We start from the raw sequence: 18,872 nt of genomic DNA on the forward strand, positions 1-18,872 counted from the left end.
ACCTCTATCTCAGCTTGAGTGTCGCAAGGCCGATAAGGGCCAGAACTACGGATATGATCCAGAAACGGATCACGACGGTGGATTCAGCCCAGCCCGCTTTTTCGAAATGGTGGTGGATCGGCGCCATACGGAAAACGCGCTTACCGGTCAGCTTATAGCTGCCCACCTGTACGAATACGGAGAGAGCCTCCATGACGAAAATGCCGCCAACAATTGCAAGAACGATCTCGTGCTTGGTGCAGACAGCAACCGTGCCGACCATGCCGCCGAGGGCGAGTGAGCCGGTATCGCCCATGAAGACTTTCGCAGGCGGTGCGTTGTACCAGAGGAAGCCGAGGCCTGAGCCGAACAGCGCACCGAACAGTACAGTCAGCTCAGACGTACCCGGCGTGTTGATCAGATAGAGATAATCAGCGTAGCGCGGCGTTCCGCAGATATAAGCAATCAATGCAAATGTGCCGCCTGCAACCATGACCGGCACAATGGCAAGGCCATCAAGCCCGTCCGTCAGGTTCACAGAGTTTGCAGCGCCCACGACAACGAACGCGCCGAAAATCGCAAAGCCGTAAATCGTCAGATTGATCAGAACGTCCTTGAAGAACGGAATGGTCAGAGATGTCTCGAAGTTTTCAGGGATCAGCACCGGCAGCAGGTTCGCAGCTTCGCGTTCAAGTGCAGACTGGCCTGCAGCGATTGGCGCGTAACGGGCTACCCAGACCACCGCAACGATCGCAATCACGAACTCGGCGAAGAGACGCGCCTTGCCGGAAAGACCACCGGCATGGCCTTTGGTGACTTTCGTGAAATCATCCAGGAAGCCGATCAGGCCGTAGCCGACCGTCACGAAGAGCACGATCCAGATATATTCGTTGGACAGATCCGCCCAAAGAAGTGTGCCAACTGAAATGCCCATCAGAATCAGGAAACCGCCCATGGTTGGCGTGCCTTTTTTCGTGAGCAAATGGCTTTCCGGACCATCTTCGCGGATCGGCTGGCCCTTTTTCTGACGCTTGCGCAGCCAGTTAATCATTGGCGCGCCCATAATCAGGCAGAGAATAAACGCCGTCGCGAAGGCAAGTCCCGTCCGGAAAGTGACGTAGTTCATCACGTTCAGAAACGAGTAGTCCTCTGTATATAATGATAAAATTTCGTACAGCATTACTCTTCCCCGGCGCCCTTTGAGGTATCGTTATTCTGCGCGCTGAAGCGTCGAAGCGCTCCGGCTAGTGTTCCCATTCCGGAAGCATTCGAGCCTTTGATCAAGAGCGCATCGCCATTTATTAACGACTTATTAACCATTTCATGAAGATCGCCGGCTTTCATTGCCCAGCTTACTTCCACCTTCCCGTCGAGCGCTTTTGCAAGCGGCTTGATGCCTTCGCCTGACAGGAAAACCCGCGCTGGCTCGCAATCCAGAATCTCGGGTGCGAGGCCTGCATGAAGTGCGTCGGCATCCGGGCCAAGCTCTTTCATCTCACCAAGTGCAATTAGTTTACGCTTTGCAGGGCGCATCGCGAAACCGGCAAGCGCAGCGCGCATGCTTTCAGGGTTCGCATTGTAAGCGTCATCAACCATCAAAGCGCGGCCTTCGCCCTCAAGGTTCAACCATTCAGCATTGCCGCGCCCTTCAGGTGGCGCATAACCGTTCAAGGCTTTTGCCGCCTCGATCACGCCAAGGCCGGAACAATTGGCCATGAGCAAAGCGGCGGCAACATTCTGCCCCCAATGCTCGCCCACTGCATCGACGGAGACGTCAACCGTCTCGCCAAGTACTTCGAGGGTGAACCGTGAGGACACACCGTCCGTCTCGTAATCCGTTACGAAGGCCTGACCGCCCTCACTGCCAAACGTCAGAATTTTCGCGTCTGGCGCATACTCTACTGCCTTGTCGCGAAGAAACTCGTAGAAATTGTCGCTGAGAGGCAGGATCGCATAGCCGCCGGACTGCAGGCCCGCAAAGATCGCAGACTTTTCCAGCGCAACCGCGTCCTCAGACCCCATGCCCTCCAGGTGTGCTGGTGCAATCTTGGTGATCAGCGCCGCATGCGGGCGAACCATTTCAGAGCGAGGTTCAATCTCGCCTGGTGTATTCATGCCAATCTCGAACACAGCGCGTGTCGTGTCCCGCGGCATACGCGCAAGCGTCAGCGGCACGCCCCAGTGATTGTTGAAGGATTTGACGGACCAATGTGCAGGACCAAAGGCGCGGAAGATTTGCGCCAGCATTTCCTTCACGCTGGTTTTGCCGACTGAGCCTGTGATCGCGCAGCAGAAAGCATCCGTGCGCGCACGGGCGGCCCGCCCCATGGCTTCCAGCGCTGTCAGCGTGTCATCAACCTGAAGCGCTGGAACATCCTCAATCGGGCGCGACACCAGACACGCACCGGCACCAGCTTCATAGGCGTTCGGCACAAAGTCATGACCGTCACGCACATCTTTCAGCGCCACGAACATGTCGCCCGGCTGGATGCTGCGCGTATCGATGGACAGACCGTAAATCGCCCAGCGGCCAACGGCCCGGCCACCCGTTGCTTTGGCAGCCTCTTCGGAGGTCCAGAGTGGCTTTGTCATGCGGCGCTCTCCAGAGCCTGGGCGGCTGTATCCTGATCTGAGAATGGCAGAACTTCAGCGCCAACAATCTGACCGGTTTCGTGTCCCTTGCCTGCGATAAGCAGTGTGTCGCCAGCTCTCAACTGAGCGATACCAGACTGGATCGCCGCAGCACGATCAGCGATCTCGGTCGCTTCGAGGCATGCCGTCATAATAGATGATCGGATAGACGCAGCGTCTTCGGTGCGCGGGTTATCATCTGTCACGATGACGACATCGGCATGCTTTGCAGCGATCTCGCCCATCATCGGGCGTTTGTATGGATCGCGATCACCGCCGCATCCGAACACCAGAATAAGACGACCGGCAGTGTGCGGACGCGCAGCGCGAAGAAGCACGTCCAGACCATCCGGCGTATGCGCATAGTCCACGAAGACAGCGCCGCCACCGGATTTTTCACCGACCAGCTCAAGTCGCCCCTTAACAGTCGTCAGCGTGGCCATAGCGTCGAACACCGCTTCCGGAGTGAGGCCAAGACCAATCGCGAGGCCTGCGGCCGTCAGCGCATTGAGCGCTTGAAACTCACCGATCAGCGGCAGATGCACTTCATACGCATTGCCCTGATAGAGCACGTCCATCACCTGACCTGTCGCACGCGGGCTAAGCTCGCGAATTTTCAGATCTGCGCCGCGCCAGCCAACAGAGAACAGGTTCAGCCCTGCTTCACGCGCAGCGTCTTCGAATACAGGCGTTTCCGGGCTGTCAGCATTTACAACCGCGAGCGCACCTTCAGGCGCGAGCTCTGAAAACAATCGCAGCTTGGCAGACCGGTAGTCGTTGAAGTCCGCGTGGTAGTCGAGATGGTCCTGCGTCAGGTTCGTGAACGCAACAGCGGCCAGCTTCACACCATCAAGACGGTACTGAACCAGACCATGAGAAGACGCTTCCATCGCGGCATGCGTGACGCCCTCACCCGCCAGCGTGTCCAGCGTCTCGTGAATCATAACCGGATCAGGGGTTGTGTGGCCGAGGTCGATATGACCGTTCGGACCAACCGCGCCGAGCGTGCCCATGCTGGCTGCTTTGAGGCCTGTATGCGCCCAGATCTGACGAAGAAAATCGACGGTAGAGCTTTTGCCATTCGTGCCGGTCACCGCCACAATATTCTCAGGCTGGCGCGGATAGAATTTCGCGCTGGCATATGCGAGCGCCTGACGCGGCTCTTCAGCGGTCACCAGCGCAGCGTCACCTGTTTCCGCAGGCCCATCACAGAGAATAGCCGCGGCGCCTTTCTCAAGCGCCATCGGAATAAACTCACGACCATCACGGGCAACACCTTTAAGAGCGGCAAAGACGAAGCCCTCCTCCACTTTGCGGGAATCGGCCGTCAGTCCTTTAACATCAGCGTCTGCTGAGATGTTCTGCCCCTCGAACAGATCTTTCAGCTTCACAGTGACCTCCTGTCTGCAATCATACGCACGGGCGGTCCAGACGGTCTGATGTCTTCAAAGTTCGGCATCACGTCCAGAATCGGCGCGATGCGTTCAATCACATTTCCGACTGCCGGGGCAGACGCGAAAGCAGCAGAGATGGCCTGACCAGCCTCATTGGTAGGCTCATCCAGCACGATCAATACGACATAATTCGGGTCATCTGCGGGAAACACAGCGGAGAATGACGTCACATTCCGGTCGTCATCATATCCGCCAGCAGCAGGTTTTTCGGCCGTGCCGGTTTTTCCCGCGACACGGTAGCCAACGACGTCAGCATTTCGGCCAGTGCCTTCGGTAACAGCTGTGCGCATCATCTCGACAACGACCTGAGCCGTTGGCGCAGACATGACGCGGCGCGGCTCGCGAGGTTCGGACAGCGGGTCACCTTCCATCAGAATGGTTGGCGCAAGATATTCGCCATCATTTGCAAAGGTCGCAAACGCGGAGGCAAATGACATCGGAGAGACAGCAATACCGTGCCCGAAGCTCGCCGTCGCGTATGTCACTTCAGACCAATAGTCCGGAAGAAGCGGCGCAGCCGAACCAAGCTCCACCGGAGACGCATCGAACAGGCCAAGTGACTCAAGGAAGCGCACCTGACGCTCCGGCCCGATCCGGCCTGCAACCTGAACCGTGCCGATATTAGAGGATTGAGCGAGAATGGTGGTCAGATCAGCACTGCGTGCATTGTGCAGCGGGTGATCGTCATGAATTGCGTCAGAGCCGATGCGGATCGGATTGCGCACGTCGAAGGTTTCGCGAAGCGTCACTTCGCCAAGGTCGATGCCTGCGGCAATCGTGAACGGCTTGAACACAGAGCCCAGCTCGTAAACGCCGGACGATGCGCGGTTGAAACGCGCAACATCATCAGCATCCTGCGGACGGTTCGCGTCATACATCGGCCAGGACGCCATTGCGAGCACCTCACCCGTACGCGCGTCCAGCACAACACCAGCGCCGCCTTCAGCGTTTGTGCGAACAGCCGCCGCGCTCAGCTCGACCTCGAGGCTGTACTGAATACCAACATCAATGGTCAGCTGGAGCGGTTCGTCAGTGCTGGTGAGGCGATCATTCAGCGCATACTCGATTCCTGAAATCCCGTTGCCATCGACATCGGTGAAACCGAGAATGTGTGAGGCTAGGCTGCGCTGCGGGTAGAAACGGCGCGTCTCCTCACGAAAGCCCAGCGCCTCAAAGCCAAGATCAAACACAGCCTGACGCTGGTTTGGCGTGAGGCCACGCTTCAACCAGACAAAGCGGCGATCTTCATCTGACAGACGCGCGAGAATGGTGTCGTAATCGAGGTCCGGCAGGATGGACACGAGACCAGCCGCCACATCATGGGCATTCCAGATCGCGCTCGGGTCAGCGTAAAGCGAGTAAACAGAAACGGACGTCGCAAGACGCTCGCCATTGCGGTCAACAATCTCTGCGCGACGCGTGCTGACAGCATCGCGAGACGAGCTGGCAACGCGCGTAGTGGCGCTATCACTTCCAGCCAGCGCAACAACTGCGCCCTGCAAGCCAACCGCGCAAAACGCAAAGCAAAGGCCGGCAGCCACAAGTCGGGCACGGAGCGGAGATGTGCGTTCAGCTTCGAACAGATTCTGGCTCATTCTTCGCTCTCCCAATCGGTGAGCGGACCGAAATAGGCATCAGCAGTTTCGATATCGATCATCTGGCGGGATCGCGCAGGCCCCATGCCGAGGCGGCTGGACGCCAGCTCCGCAATACGCGCACGGCCTGTCAGCGTATCCATCTCCGCTTCAAGGAGCTCAATCTCACCTTCAAGCTGAGAGATTTCAGCATTCAGAGCGCGGATGCGATCATTGCTCTCGCCTGCGCCGGATTTTGCCTGAAACATCCCGACGGCCAGGAAGCCCATCACAACGATACCAGTCAGAAGCACATAACGGTTCATCGGCAGACCTCACTCAGTAACGGCAGATCAACGGACAGATCGGTTTCAGCATCCCAGACCGGCGCTTCAGTGCGCACAGCGGAACGAAGGCGAGAAGAACGCGCACGCACATTCGCTGCAATCTCGGCGACGTCTGGCGCAGTTACGCGGCGAACCTTTTCAAACGTCGCGGCTGGCCCCTCAGATTGCACGACCGGCATAAAGCGCGAGCCACCTTCGGTTTTGCCGGACCGCTCAGCCATGAATGCTTTGACCATACGGTCTTCAAGAGAGTGGAACGTCACAACGACGAGACGACCGCCTGGCTTGAGCGCGCGCTCGGCAGCTTCGAGCGCATTCGCCAACTCGACCAGCTCTTCATTCACGAACATGCGGAGCGCCTGAAACGACTTTGTTGCTGGGTGGGTCTTCTTGCCACGACGACCGCCGACAGCCTTCTCGATGGCTTCTGCAAGTTGAAGCGTTGTCGTGAAGGCTTCGGCTTGGCGCGCCTCTACGATACGACGCGCAATGCGACGGGAGTCACGCTCCTCACCCAATTGGAAAATGATGTTAGCCAGAACAGCCTCTGGCGCAGAGTTCACCAGATCAGCCGCACTCGGCCCGCTCTGGCTCATACGCATATCGAGCGGCCCATCGCGCATGAAGGAAAACCCGCGATCAGCCTCATCAAGCTGAAACGATGAGACACCCAGATCAACAACAACGCCATCGAGCTGCTCATGACCACAAGCGCGAGCAATCTCGTCGAGCTCGCCGAACCGGCCAGCCGCAAAACTGAAGCGATCAGGATAATCGGATTTAAGCGGTGCAGAGCGTGTTTCCGCATCCGGGTCACGATCCACGCCAATTACATGGCACTCAGCGCTTTCCAGAATACGACGCGAGTAACCGCCCCCACCGAACGTGCCGTCGAGAAACACCTCGCCAGACTTAGGCGCGAGGTGCTCAACAACGTGATCCAGCATGACAGGAATATGGCCCATTACGCGCCTCCCTGTCCGTCTTGGCCGAGGCTCTGATAGAACGGCACAGCCAGCGCATCAGGGTTCTGTGTCGCATGGGACGACATTTCCTGACGATAGGACGCAAAGCGCTCAGGATTCCAGATCTGGAAACGGTCCATCGCACCAACGAAGAGAAGCTCTTTCTCAATACCCGCCTCACGGAGCAGGTTTGCCGGAATATTCGCGCGGCCCGCCTGATCCATCGTGATTTCGCTGCCGTTGGAGAAAATCGCCATAACGTTCGCTCGGCGGTTCACATCATTCGGGTGCAGGTTGGAGAATATTTTACGGTAGCTCTGCATCAGATCCATGCCGCCACCCTCAAGACAGCCGCCACCTTCAGCGATCGGATACAGGAAGAAACGGGATGCCCCTTCGAGAGCCGTGCGGAAGCTGCTCGGAACGAGAACCCGTCCGCGCCCATCAATGCTTCCTTCAACGGTCGATAAGAACATGACCAACCCACAGCCAACTACCTCACCCATTTTGGGGTGTTTTGGTTTAAAATTGGGATAACATGCGCAGAAGTGGGCAACAATGGGCCAGACAGGGTTTGTTAACACAATCCACACCCGAAATCCGAACAAATTCAGAACTTATAGGAACATAGGACGAATATCGTCGCTTGGCGGCAGCACTCCACCTACCCCTGAAATCAATATCTTGTGCCACCCCATGATCGCCCAACAATATCGTGTGTCAGAGACACGGCAGAGACACTTATCCCCAGATGGTTAAACAGGAAGCGTAAATTTTTTGCAGTGAGAGTGAGGAAATTGGGCAGCCATGGGCACGCAAATCCCAAATCAGCGAACATTTGCCCGCTCGCGCCCAGTTTTGCCCATGAGAGAAAAGGATCAGATGGCCTGTAAGCCGGGTTCTGTTCACCACGTAAACGCGGATTGGCGACCATTCCTCTGCGATGATGATTGCTCATCACCTGACGCGACCGACCCGGAAAGCGACGCGAAGACACGCCATCATGCTTTCCCTATTTGGTCTTGCTCCAGGCGGGGTTTACCTTGCCAGTCCTGTTGCCAGAACCGCGGTGCGCTCTTACCGCACCCTTTCACCCTTACCCCGACGTATCGGGGCGGTTTGCTTTCTGTGGCACTTTCCCTCGGCTCACGCCGGGCGGGAGTTACCCGCCGCCCTGTCCTCATGGAGCCCGGACTTTCCTCCAGCATGCAAGCACGCCAGCGGCCGCCCGGCCATCTGATCCGGCGTGGCTTGTAAATCAGCTGAGCGAATTTGGCCAGTAGGAGGGAACCGAGATCGTGATTGAGAGTTACTTGCACATTCGGGCAATAACATTACCTGTGGAATCCATGACGGTTGAAAAAGAAAAGATCACAGACATAGCGAGCCGTTGCGCCAGCGTTCGAACGCTGATGACAGCCCGCTCGATCACGCGACTTTACGACCAGGCACTTAAGAATGCCGGGATCACAGGAACGCAGTTTTCCCTGTTGGTCGCGATCGGCTCTCACAATTTCAATTCGATCTCCGAACTGGGTGATGCCCTTAACATCGAAAAATCAACGCTCTCTCGCAACCTCAAACCGCTGATTGATGCAGGTTTGATCGAGCGGGAGAAAGCGAATGTCAGTCGTGCTATCACACACCGTCTCACAGCAGCAGGTCAGGCAAAGCTGGTGGCCGCCTACCCGCTCTGGCAGGCCGCACAATCACGTGTCGAAGAAGAGCTCAGTCAGGACGACCTGCAGGCCGGCTACCGATTTATGGCCCGCTTGCGCCACGCAGCCGATAGCTGATCACTCAGGCTGTCAGCTGATCGACTGACGCAAAGAATCCAGCCGCACCCAGTGCCATGACAATCGCGAACACGGTCGTCGCAGGCTTATCCTTGCGCATGAGGAACCACAGTGTGACGGCCAGCATCAGGTTCGACAGGACGACAAACCACAGGAAGATGTCTGTGGCGAAGATCATGGACAGATCGACATTCTCGCCGATGGCGATACGCGCCAGAAGCGGCAGACCGACAGCAAGGTCGATCGAGATAACGAGGCCGATAAAGGCTTTGCCAAGATCACCGAAAGTATCGAGAACCGCAGCGCCAATCGTGACGACTTTATGCGTCAGGGCAAAGGCATACTCGCGACCCGCAATGAGACCGAGGAAGACCCAGGTTGTGCTCATTGGCAGGTCATTAAGCTCTTTGAAGAAGAACAGAAGTGACGCGTAAAGGAAGTCGACAATCGTTGCCGAGCGAATATCGGTGACGTTGGACTTTGTGTTGAGGATACGCTGTACCGGACCACCGCGGTTAGCAAATGTGTATGCCAGCAGAAGCGCGATCGCGCCCATAGCGAGGACGCCTTGAATCGCCGTCAGCTCGCGTGGCAGGAAGACGAAAATGTTCGCGAAATCCTGAATGAGCCAGACAGCCCATAGATAGCCCGTGGTCACCCATTGCAGGACCACCCAGTACATGGACCGCGAGTGCTTAAAGCAAAATGCCAGAGCAACAGCTTCTGCGAAGAAAGACAGACCGACACCGACCAGCACAGACTGCATGTCGCTTGTCGTACCAAACACATAGTATTGCGACAGGAAGAATGCAGAACCGACCGCCGCAATGATGCCGTACGGAATAAACGCATCGACCGGATTATGCTCGAACCAGCGCTCCAGCGTGCGCGCGATAATCAGGTAAACCACACCGCCTGTGACGAAAGCCAGCGCATAGCCGAAAAGCGACTTTTCAATCATGGAGCCAAGGCCGCCAATAGAGGCGAAAATGGTCAGAACCATGAATGATGTCGAAACCGGAATACCGAGACGGGTAATAACCAGGAGAACCAGTGGCGGCAGCACGTGATACCACTGCACATCCATAGGCGGATATTTGCTCTCATTCGAAAGACGCCCGTAAGATGGGTCACCGCCGTTCACGATCCAGCCGTAGGCGAATGTCACCACCAGCACGGTGACTGCAAATCCGAATAGAACGGTCCAGTGCAGGCGCTTATTAGAATTAATAAAAGTACCGAGAGTCTGAAGCGCATCGTTTCCGACGACGGCATAGGCCGCAAACAGGAAGCCGATCGCGGCGAACATCTCAATTCCGAAAAAGCTCATGGTACTTCCCGATGGCGTCTGGACTCTACGTAGCCCTTCGCTACCCGAACTGTATGAAACTTTTTAGACAAGCAACCCCGCAAAACAGAATAAGCGCGACAAATTTTTGTCATCGGCAGCCAAAAGCCCTGAAACTTCCGTCTCCTCGCAATGACAGCGTGTAACATTTTCACGACAGGTCTTCCGATCAACGACAAATCACCAATCTCCCCCGATCTTGGAACTTCATCACAAGGGTCACGTTAGTTCGGCACAACAACGGAGATCTGACCATGAAAAAGCACATGATGTATATCATCCCCGCGCTCGCACTTGGTGCAGCAGCCTGCACAAGCACGGGCGAAACAGAACGCAACGCACTTGGCGGCGCGGCAATTGGCGCAGCAGCCGGTGCCATCATCGGCAACAACACCGGCGACGGTGATGCTGCGACAGGCGCAGCAGTTGGCGCGGCAGTTGGCGGCGCGGCAGGCGCAGCACGTGGTTGCACGAACGCTGAAGACTGCGACATGCCGGGCGTAGACGACCAGGCTGACGAGCGTGACTATGACAATGATGGCGTTGCTGACGTAAGCGACCGCTACCCAACAGACCCTTCACGCTGGTAGGATAGATTTGCCACTCTGTACTCAGTACAGGGTGGCACTCTCACAACATGACAGACACACTCTCGCATGGCGTTAGTCCGAAGCCTGATAATTCGGATCACCAAACCCCTGAGGCCCGCTCTGAACAGAAAATCAGAGGTCGGGCTATTGTTACATATGGGCGAAGCCTCATGTCCCTCGTCATCGCACGCTCACTGAGCGAACGCGGGATTGAGGTGATCGGATGTGACGATGTCGACCTTACTGTGCTTTCATTCTCCAAACACACCAAAGACTCGTTCACCCATCCCCATTTCGAGCGTGAGCCGGAAGCTGCCCTCAATGCGTTTGAAGAAGCTATCCGCAAATACGCGCCTGAAGATGACCGACCATATGTGCTCATCCCAGGCTTCAGGGACGCCAAGCTATTCTCCCGCAATCGCGACCGGTTCGAGCCGCTTATCAAAATAGCGGCACCGCCGGCCGAGTGTATCGACCTCATCCACCCGAAAGACAATTTCGCAGAGTTCGCGACAGATAACGCGCTTCAGGCCCCTGAAACACGCATACTGACGCCGGATGAATTCCGTGATCTGAGCATTGAGGAGATGAGTCTTCCACGCATCGTGAAGCCTGTGGATGGCGTGGGCGGTCGAGGCGTAAGCCTTCTGAAAGATGAAAGTGATGTCAGCCATTACCGCGACGAACTGAAAGGCAAGCAGAACCTGCTTCTTCAGGAAGCCATTGATGGTGAGGACTATTGCGTCGCTATCGCCGCACGTCGCGGCGATCTGATTGCCATTTCAGCCTATAAGAATATCAAGCAGTTCCCTGTAGAATCCGGAGCTGGCGCGATCCGCGAGACCGTATCCGCAGAACCGTTTGAAGAGACCGCACGTAAGCTCGTCGCGGCCTCTGGCTGGCACGGCGTTGCAGAGGTCGATTTCCGCTGGGATGAAAACTCTGGCCAGCCTGCAAAACTGATCGAAATCAATCCACGCTTCTGGGCGGGCCTGTTCCACTCAACCGAGTCCGGCATTGATTATCCGTGGCTGGCCTTTGCCATTGCGGCAGGCCTCCCACTGAAAGACGAACAGCTGGAAGACGACCATGTTGGTTTCCGCTCGCGCACACCCGCAGCATGGATCCTGTCTGTCGCGCAGGAGATTGCAGGTTCTGACGAGCATATGGAGAGCGCGTCTTCAGCCTGGAAATCATTGAAGGCCGACGCCTCGAAGGGCGATGTCCTTCAGGCATTGCGCCATTTCCCTGAAGCGCTTTCCCAGTCAGCACTTAGCGCCGGCACGATCAAAAAGCTGCGGGCCGAACTGAAACGCCATGAAGAGCTGCCCTCAGAATTTACCGCGGACCACGATCCGGCAACCGGTCTCGGCATACTGTTCGCGCTTAGCTCGCTCGTACGGCACGGCGAACTCCCGCCTGAGCTGAAGTTCGATGCAGACGAACCGGAAGAGCCAACAGTACACGAAAATAATGAGGATGTACGTCCGGTGATCGGCATTACACGTCCCGACAAGGGCGACTTCTTTGCTTTCCAGGCCATGAAGCTTGCCGTCTGGATGGCTGGCGGGCGACCTGTCGCCATCACATCGTCGGCGCCGCGTGATCCTCACTCAATCGACGGTCTGCTGTTCGGCGGCGGGTCTGATGTCTATCCGGATCGCTATCAGGGTAAGCCGAAAGAGCATGTCCGCTATGATCTTGCACGCGACGAGATGGAAGCCTCCTGGGCACAAGCGGCATTCGAGCACGGGATCCCCATGCTGGGTGTCTGCCGCGGCATGCAGATGATGAATGTGTATGCGGGCGGCACGCTGCATCCTGACCTCAGCGCGTATGACAAGGAATACCCGACGGACCTCCTGCAGCGGGTCTTTTATCGCAAACCCGTTGAGGTGCGCACCTCGTCTAAGCTGTACCAGATGGTGGAGCGAGATGAGCTGTGCGTGAACTCGATCCATACTCAGGCAATCGATGATCTTGGCAAAGGCTTCCATGCCACTGCTCTGGAACCGAACGGACTGGTACAGGGCATTGAGCACGCAGACCATGAGTTCGCCGTGGGCATACAGTTCCACCCCGAGTTTTTACTCTACCGCCGCTTTGCGCGCGATATTTTCAGGGCGTTTGTGAATGCTGCTGGCGCCTTCGCGGAGAAGCGAAGCTCTGAAGTGGCCACATCCTGATCCCAACAAAAAAGCCTCGCAATTTGCGAGGCTTTTCTTTTGAGGCTGAAAGCTGTTTTAGAGGCTGTCGGCGAGAGCTCCGACGTCACCGCCATTTGCATCCAGCGTTGCCTGGAACTGAGCGCGCTGCTCAATGACAAGCCAGAGACCTTCGAACTCGACGTCGATAATCTGCCAGTCGCCGTCAAAGGACTTTACGCGCCAGCTGACAGGAAGCTGTTCGCCGTCAGCGTTTGTGACAGATGTTTCGACAACCACATCACCGGGCTCGCGTTCAACCGTATCTACGATCTCGAAGCTACCGCCGGCGAAGTTTCCCAGATGCGTTTGCAGCTGGTCTGCCAGATAGGCACGAAAAGCCGTGTTATAGCTCTCCAGCTCCGCGTCGCTTGCCGTGCGAACATAACGCCCGAGTGCAAACCGGCTTACCGCGTCTACATTGACGTTGGACAGCAGGTCGCTGGCTTCGTTTTCAGACAAAGTGTTGTCCGCGAGGTGCGTCATCGCACTTGATGACACAGAGTCGATTACCGCTTCCGGTGTGGACTGGATGCGCGCCTCAGCGCTGAACGACAGGCCTGCTGCGAGCGCGCAGGCAATAAAGCTGGTTCTGATCATGATTTACGCCTCTTCGCCATCGCGGACATCTTCAACAAAGTCCTCAGTGGCTTCGCCGATATTGTCAGCCGCTTCAGCTGTTGCATCTGCGGCGTCCGCAAGAACTGCGTCCATCTCTGCGCCAGCGCCCTCCATAGAGCCGTGCTGAATGTAGAAGAAGCCCATGGCTCCGACGAAAAGTACACCTGCCACAACGAGCAGGGAAACAAGTGGGTTTCGCATTATCAGATCTCCTGAATTCTATGGAAACAAAACGTTAACCGGCCACATAAGTTCCCCCATTTACGTGTGAACGAGCACCAATCAACCACCTGTTTTAAAACAAAAAAGCCACCCGAGGCGGGCGGCTTTTATCGATTCAGATGGCGTTTTCTGTCAGAGCAGTCCGAACATCAGGCGCTGGGCATGCTTTGTCGCATTTGAAGGATCACTGGCAACTGAGTAGCCTGCAATTGCGGCTATGCTGACCGAAGTGAGCGGCCGTTTGTCTACGATCGATTTTAATGTATCGAACGGCAGATCTGCGAGCGCATCGGCTGCAGCATCCTCCAGCTCCTGGAACTCTTCATCAATATCCTGGAACGGCTCCGCAAAATACGCGATGCCAAGCCCGGCACCGAGCAGTAACAGAGCGCCGATTGTCAGGATGGCGAAACCCCATCCCATGACGCTGGCCAGAAATACGGCCAAGGCACCTGATACGAACAGAATGCCGGCGAAGCCCATAAGGACTCCGCCTGCGCCAGCTATGATTCTGAGCTTGGCATTTTCCATGTGATTAGCGACGCGTCAGCATTGCAAACAGGACGCCGACACCTGCGGCGATACCTACGGCTGCCAGTGGCTTTTCACGGATGCGGTCTGAAACAGCATTTCCGTAGCCTTCGATTTTGTCTTTCGCTTCACCTGCGAGTTCGCGTGTCTGTTCCGGAACTTCACCAGCTTTAGCGCTAGCGAATTGGCCGACGTGAGACATCAGTGAGCTGACATTGTCTTTCAGCGAGTCGAAGTCCTTGCGCAGGTTTTCAACGTCGTCTTTGACTTCTGTTTCAGCTTCGGGTGCGGGATTTGATACAGTGTGCAGTGTCATGTGTGTCTCCTTCATTGCCTACACCAAACCAACGAAGGGGAGCGGTCGAAGTTCCGAGTTTTTCGGCTTTTTCTCAGAGAAATCCCGCGACCGATCCGATTATAACGATGCCGCCCAGGACAATCGAAATCAGCGTCAGGATTCCATCTTTCGCCATGAGCGCGAGCCCCAAGAGAACCAGTGCACCTGCCGGAATAGCAACCGCGAAAGGCACGAGTTCGAGCGGGATCATCAGAAGCGCAAGCGCGATAGACAGCGCCGCGATAAGGTATTCTGAAACATTCCCTACCGCCCATTTCAAACGCGGCTTCACCCAGCTGTCTACAAACTCGGTTGCAGGCTCGGCTTTGTCGCGAAACTTACCGACCTGATCTTCAGAAATTTCGATAGAGTGCAAGAATTCGGGCGTCCACGGATGGGACCGGCCGATGAGAATCTGCCCTGCCCACAAGATCACCATGCCAGCGAGCACAACCGGAATGCCAGGCACAGCACCAAGCGGCGACATGGAAAGTATGCCGAGAAGAACGAGGACCGGCCCGAATGATCTTGCCTGAAAAGACTCGAGCAGTGATTTGACGTCGACCTTACCTTCATCTTCGGCGAGGCCTTCAATATCATCGAGAATATCGTGTAGAGGTGCGCTAGACATGCCTGCTTTAACGCACCGACATTGCGCCGGTTCCGGCCCTGTCCGCAACAAAGAAAAACCCGCCCGGAAATCCGGACGGGTTCGCCTCTCTCAGAGAGAAAGCAACGCTTACGCGGCTGCTTCCGCTTTATTCGGGTGGAAGAACAGTGCCTGAGCGATTGCCGCTTTGACTGTAGATTCCTGGAATGGTTTGGAGATCAGATATGTCGGCTCAGGGCGCTCACCTGTCAGCAGGCGCTCCGGGAATGCCGTGATAAAGATAATTGGCACATCAAAGTCCTGAAGGATGTCGTGTGCCGCATCAATGCCTGAAGAATTATCAGCCAGCTGAATATCGCACAGCACGAGCCCTGGCGGGTTCTTGCGCGCCATTTCAACAGCTTCTTTATGTGTTGTCGCATTACCGGTAACGCCATGACCCAAATCGGTCACGAGGCTTTCCAGATCCGCTGCAATCACAGGCTCGTCTTCAATAATAAGAACCTGAGTGCGAAGTTCGCTTTCAATTTCTGTCTGCGCTTCTGCAAGGTAGGACGCTACCTGTTCTGCCGACGCGTTGAGAATTTCAGCAACTTCAGAAGTCGTGAAGCCTTCGAGAGAAGACAGCAGGAAAGCCTGTCGGTGGATCGGCGCAAGCGCCTGCAGACGGAAGTCTGCGACCTGATCACCGCCGCCAAACTTATCTTCAAGCTGCGCACCCGTCTGAGACCAGATCAGGTGGAAATATTTATATAGAGCGAGGCGCGGCGAAGCGCCTTTGTCAAAACCGTCCGTATCACTCGCGAGCGCCGCCAGTGATGCTTTAATATAAGCATCGCCGCTGCTCTGCGATCCGGTAAGCGCACGCGCATACCGGCGGAGAAATGGGAGATGAGGACCAAGTTGAGTTACGAATGACATTTATACCCTCCAAACGTCCTGCATTAATTCCTCAGAAAGAAGTTGGTTCCGAAAAAAAATAATAAATGTCATTTTTTTGGAACCAATGGCCAGAACGGGCATTTCCTTCTTGTAATTCGCGCACCGCTCTTTTTGGCGGCGCACCTTACGGGAAACATTATATAGGTATGATTATGGAAAAATCCCGGGAAGATTCAGTCGCTCAACGGGCAAGACAGCGTAGACTTGGTCTGCAGCTGCGTCAGCTCTATGACGAAGTGATTTCTGAAGAAATCCCCGATGATTTTCTGCGCCTTCTCGAAGAAGCAGACAAATCATCTGAGGCCACTTCCGGCCGGGCTGGTGGCGCTAATGCCTCTTCATCTCAGCCAGAGAAGTGAGCATTATTGTGGACGATAACAATTTCAAACGCGAATTGAGTGAGCTCATTCCTCACCTTCGCGCTTTTGCGAGAAACCTGTGCTCTGATGCTACGCAAGCAGACGATCTGGCGCAGGAAACCCTGATGCGCGCCTGGAAGGCCAGAGAGTCCTACCAGGAAGGTACAAATCTCAAAGCGTGGTGCTTCACCATTCTGCGGAACACATTCTATTCAGAGAAACGCAGAAGCTGGCGTCGCCAGCCTTTGGACCCTGAAGTTGCAGAGGCCACACTGGTATCTAACGATAATCCGGCGGATTCAATGGAGCTGCTCGCTCTGCGTAATGCGCTCAACGAACTACCGGATGACCAACGAGAAGCACTGATCCTCGTTGGTGCAGGCGGTCTGCCTTACGAAGAAGTCGCGGAAATTTGTGGCTGTGCGGTCGGCACTATCAAAAGCCGCGTAAACCGTGCACGCACTGCGCTGGCAGTGATCATGGAATCCAATTCCGTAGGCTTCAATTCAGACTCCTCAATGTCAGCCAGCGAAGCGTTTGATGACCTCATCGCTCAGGCAGACAGTCTGTCAGGTTCTACACCAGCGTGACCGACCAACGCGAAAAGCCACGGACAGCCAAGAGTTCTCTCCGGCTGAGGCTTCTTGCTACGCTTGCGGTCGCACTCACACCCATTTTTTTGCTCAGCGGGATTCAAGCCTGGATCAACGCTGAGCAAAGCCTTGATCAAAGACGCGTCGAGCTGATGGAAACAGCAGATGACGCGATTGACGACCTTGCGCAAAACCTTGCCACCGCTGAAAGCTATCTCCAGTTCTTCGAACCTGAAATTCTGGAGGGCGGCTGCTCTACGGTATTTGAAAGGCTTCGTGAGGTTATCCCGTCTCTGAACAATGTTGTCCGCTTCAATATCGATGGGATTTCAGAATGTACCGCGCTTGGCGAGCCCGGATTTTCCGTCACCCGACCAGCCGCGTTCGAGCGCCTGAGGCTTGGGACAGATGTCGTCCGCACAGACGCGTTTGAGGGACCGGTCAGCCACACCCAGCTTTTTGCCATCCACTCACGCGTTGAAACAGCATTCGGCGCATTTGACGGCTCTGTGAGCTTCGGCATCAATGCCGAACGTCTGGGTGATTTTCTTCACGAAAAACTACGTGACGAGGACATCGACATATCGATCGCCTCTCGTGATGGCCGTGTCTTTGGCAGTGACATCATTTCTCAGTTTGAACCGGACTGGCTGAACCAGCTCGAAGCAAATGATGGTAATGCGCTCTTCCCGGACGTCCGGATTGGAAGCGAACGTTATGATGTTGTGATCGAACGTATTGGTCAGGGCGGCGTATATGTTTTGCTTACACGTTCCTCACCTGGCCTGTTCAGCGAATTCGCTATTGCACCTGCTTCGGCAATCGGACTGCCATTTCTGGCATTCCTTCTCGTTCTTGCCGCCGTATGGGTCGCCGTCGACCGGCTCGTGCTCAAATGGCTCGCACGCCTGAAGCGGATTGCCTTCATTTATGGTGCTGGGCGTTACAAAATTCGTGCGGGCGAAAGCTTCAGCAGCGCACCGGAAGAAATTCTCGAACTCGCTCTGACGCTCGATCAGATGGCTGAAAAAATCGAAAGCCGGGATGGCTCACTACGCGAAGCACTCGGCAAGCGAGATGCCGCGGTCCGTGAAATCCATCACCGTGTGAAGAACAATCTTCAGATCGTCACAAGTTTCCTCAATCTGCAAAGCCGCCAGGTATCAGACCAGGGTGCAAAATCGGCGCTGGCATCAGCCCGTCACCGGATTGACGCCCTGTCGATTGTGCACCAGACGCTTTACCAGCACGAACGACTGGAAGCGGTTTCACTGAAACCCTTCCTGAGCGGCCTGCTGGAACATCTGTCTGAAGCGCTTGGTTTTGAAGATCTTGGTTTTGAAGCAAGCTGGGATTTACAGGATGCAGATCGCGATGCCGATGATGCAATCCCGCTAGCGCTGTTCGCCCTTGAAGCGGTGACCAACGCCATCAAACACGGCCCGAGGTATGGCGGTAAAATTCATATCGAGATGACGCGTGATGCTGAAGCTCGCATGCTGAATTTGAAAATCACGAACACTGCGCGCCCGGCCGGAGAAGACGAAGACGAGGCCAATTCTACAGGTCTTGGCAGCAAGCTCATGACAGCATTCTCCCGACAGCTTCGCGGAGAGCTGTCGGGTGGCCCGGACGGTAATGGAAATTACGTGGTCCAGCTCGATATTCCGGAGCCAACCGAAGCCAAGAAGCCATTCTCTGCGGTTTAAGTCTCAAACGCACGACATCAGACCAAAGAAAAACCCCGAGGGCATATCGCCGTCGGGGTT

20 protein-coding genes and 1 other RNA gene are annotated in these 18,872 nt (G+C 55.7%); 6 read left to right on the forward strand and 15 right to left on the reverse strand.

Annotated features, from left to right (window positions below):
• Nucleotides 1–4 precede the first annotated feature (4 nt).
• From mraY to rnpB, 8 genes are all read right to left on the reverse strand, one after another.
• On the reverse strand, nucleotides 5–1,159 hold the full coding sequence (mraY, locus tag P1U45_RS15325) for a phospho-N-acetylmuramoyl-pentapeptide-transferase (RefSeq protein ID WP_293617237.1): 1,155 nt from the start codon (nucleotides 1,157–1,159) through the stop codon (nucleotides 5–7).
• Entirely contained in the window at nucleotides 1,159–2,571 is a 1,413-nt protein-coding gene (murF, locus tag P1U45_RS15330; protein WP_301059853.1) for a UDP-N-acetylmuramoyl-tripeptide--D-alanyl-D-alanine ligase, read from the reverse strand. The genes mraY and murF overlap by 1 nt, the downstream gene beginning before the upstream one ends.
• Nucleotides 2,568–4,001 (reverse strand): UDP-N-acetylmuramoyl-L-alanyl-D-glutamate--2,6-diaminopimelate ligase, encoded by a 1,434-nt coding sequence (locus tag P1U45_RS15335; protein ID WP_301059854.1) that lies wholly within the window; start codon nucleotides 3,999–4,001, stop codon nucleotides 2,568–2,570. Before P1U45_RS15335 ends, murF begins: the two co-directional genes overlap by 4 nt.
• Nucleotides 3,998–5,659: a penicillin-binding protein 2 gene (locus P1U45_RS15340; RefSeq protein WP_301059855.1), complete on the reverse strand. Its 1,662-nt coding sequence runs from the start codon at nucleotides 5,657–5,659 to the stop codon at nucleotides 3,998–4,000. The genes P1U45_RS15335 and P1U45_RS15340 overlap by 4 nt, the downstream gene beginning before the upstream one ends.
• The gene (locus P1U45_RS15345) at nucleotides 5,656–5,964 is read right to left on the reverse strand and encodes a hypothetical protein (protein WP_293608735.1); all 309 of its coding nucleotides are present in this window, start codon (nucleotides 5,962–5,964) and stop codon (nucleotides 5,656–5,658) included. Before P1U45_RS15345 ends, P1U45_RS15340 begins: the two co-directional genes overlap by 4 nt.
• Nucleotides 5,961–6,950, reverse strand: a complete 990-nt coding sequence (gene rsmH / locus P1U45_RS15350; RefSeq protein ID WP_301059856.1) for a 16S rRNA (cytosine(1402)-N(4))-methyltransferase RsmH — start codon at nucleotides 6,948–6,950, stop codon at nucleotides 5,961–5,963. Before rsmH ends, P1U45_RS15345 begins: the two co-directional genes overlap by 4 nt.
• Nucleotides 6,950–7,426, reverse strand: coding sequence for a division/cell wall cluster transcriptional repressor MraZ (locus tag P1U45_RS15355; protein WP_022696106.1), 477 nt, complete (start codon nucleotides 7,424–7,426; stop codon nucleotides 6,950–6,952). The genes rsmH and P1U45_RS15355 overlap by 1 nt, the downstream gene beginning before the upstream one ends.
• 398 nt (nucleotides 7,427–7,824) lie before the next feature.
• Nucleotides 7,825–8,190, reverse strand: an RNA gene (gene rnpB, locus P1U45_RS15360) — RNase P RNA component class A.
• Between the two features lie 109 nt (nucleotides 8,191–8,299).
• On the opposite strand from rnpB, the gene P1U45_RS15365 reads away from it, so the two are divergent.
• Entirely contained in the window at nucleotides 8,300–8,746 is a 447-nt protein-coding gene (locus tag P1U45_RS15365; RefSeq protein WP_301059857.1) for a MarR family winged helix-turn-helix transcriptional regulator, read from the forward strand.
• A 4-nt stretch (nucleotides 8,747–8,750) separates the two neighbouring features.
• Here P1U45_RS15365 and P1U45_RS15370 read toward each other — a convergent pair whose 3' ends face one another.
• Entirely contained in the window at nucleotides 8,751–10,076 is a 1,326-nt protein-coding gene (locus tag P1U45_RS15370) for a hypothetical protein (RefSeq protein WP_301059858.1), read from the reverse strand.
• Between the two features lie 272 nt (nucleotides 10,077–10,348).
• On the opposite strand from P1U45_RS15370, the gene P1U45_RS15375 reads away from it, so the two are divergent.
• Together P1U45_RS15375 and P1U45_RS15380 are read left to right on the forward strand one after the other, a co-directional pair.
• Nucleotides 10,349–10,684 (forward strand): glycine zipper domain-containing protein, encoded by a 336-nt coding sequence (locus tag P1U45_RS15375; protein WP_293608740.1) that lies wholly within the window; start codon nucleotides 10,349–10,351, stop codon nucleotides 10,682–10,684.
• Nucleotides 10,685–10,854: 170 nt separating this feature from the next.
• On the forward strand, nucleotides 10,855–12,870 hold the full coding sequence (locus P1U45_RS15380; RefSeq protein WP_301059859.1) for a gamma-glutamyl-gamma-aminobutyrate hydrolase family protein: 2,016 nt from the start codon (nucleotides 10,855–10,857) through the stop codon (nucleotides 12,868–12,870).
• A 57-nt stretch (nucleotides 12,871–12,927) separates the two neighbouring features.
• Here P1U45_RS15380 and P1U45_RS15385 read toward each other — a convergent pair whose 3' ends face one another.
• The 6 genes from P1U45_RS15385 to P1U45_RS15410 all read right to left on the reverse strand — a co-directional run bounded on the left by P1U45_RS15385 (nucleotide 12,928) and on the right by P1U45_RS15410 (nucleotide 16,130).
• Nucleotides 12,928–13,488, reverse strand: coding sequence for a phospholipid-binding protein MlaC (locus P1U45_RS15385; protein WP_301059860.1), 561 nt, complete (start codon nucleotides 13,486–13,488; stop codon nucleotides 12,928–12,930).
• A gap of 3 nt (nucleotides 13,489–13,491) precedes the next feature.
• Nucleotides 13,492–13,710, reverse strand: coding sequence for a hypothetical protein (locus tag P1U45_RS15390; RefSeq protein ID WP_293608743.1), 219 nt, complete (start codon nucleotides 13,708–13,710; stop codon nucleotides 13,492–13,494).
• Between the two features lie 153 nt (nucleotides 13,711–13,863).
• Nucleotides 13,864–14,214 carry a hypothetical protein gene (locus P1U45_RS15395; protein WP_301059861.1) on the reverse strand — a complete coding sequence of 117 codons (351 nt, stop codon included), beginning with the start codon at nucleotides 14,212–14,214 and terminating at the stop codon, nucleotides 13,864–13,866.
• A 52-nt stretch (nucleotides 14,215–14,266) separates the two neighbouring features.
• Nucleotides 14,267–14,578 (reverse strand): hypothetical protein, encoded by a 312-nt coding sequence (locus tag P1U45_RS15400; protein WP_293608745.1) that lies wholly within the window; start codon nucleotides 14,576–14,578, stop codon nucleotides 14,267–14,269.
• 73 nt (nucleotides 14,579–14,651) lie between these two features.
• Nucleotides 14,652–15,230, reverse strand: coding sequence for an exopolysaccharide biosynthesis protein (locus tag P1U45_RS15405; protein ID WP_293608746.1), 579 nt, complete (start codon nucleotides 15,228–15,230; stop codon nucleotides 14,652–14,654).
• A gap of 108 nt (nucleotides 15,231–15,338) precedes the next feature.
• Nucleotides 15,339–16,130, reverse strand: a complete 792-nt coding sequence (locus P1U45_RS15410; protein ID WP_293608747.1) for a response regulator — start codon at nucleotides 16,128–16,130, stop codon at nucleotides 15,339–15,341.
• A gap of 173 nt (nucleotides 16,131–16,303) precedes the next feature.
• Between P1U45_RS15410 and P1U45_RS15415 the strand changes: the two genes are divergently transcribed.
• From P1U45_RS15415 to P1U45_RS15425, 3 genes are all read left to right on the forward strand, one after another.
• Nucleotides 16,304–16,510 carry a NepR family anti-sigma factor gene (locus P1U45_RS15415; protein ID WP_293608748.1) on the forward strand — a complete coding sequence of 69 codons (207 nt, stop codon included), beginning with the start codon at nucleotides 16,304–16,306 and terminating at the stop codon, nucleotides 16,508–16,510.
• Between the two features lie 8 nt (nucleotides 16,511–16,518).
• The gene (locus P1U45_RS15420) at nucleotides 16,519–17,100 is read left to right on the forward strand and encodes a sigma-70 family RNA polymerase sigma factor (protein WP_293608749.1); all 582 of its coding nucleotides are present in this window, start codon (nucleotides 16,519–16,521) and stop codon (nucleotides 17,098–17,100) included.
• A gap of 155 nt (nucleotides 17,101–17,255) precedes the next feature.
• Complete coding sequence (locus tag P1U45_RS15425; RefSeq protein ID WP_301059862.1) at nucleotides 17,256–18,812, forward strand: sensor histidine kinase; 1,557 nt, start codon at nucleotides 17,256–17,258, stop codon at nucleotides 18,810–18,812.
• The last annotated feature ends 60 nt before the right edge of the window (nucleotides 18,813–18,872 follow it).

It is taken from the genome of Ponticaulis sp., assembly GCF_029210165.1.
In the GTDB taxonomy this organism is placed as follows: Bacteria; Pseudomonadota; Alphaproteobacteria; order Caulobacterales; family Hyphomonadaceae; genus Ponticaulis.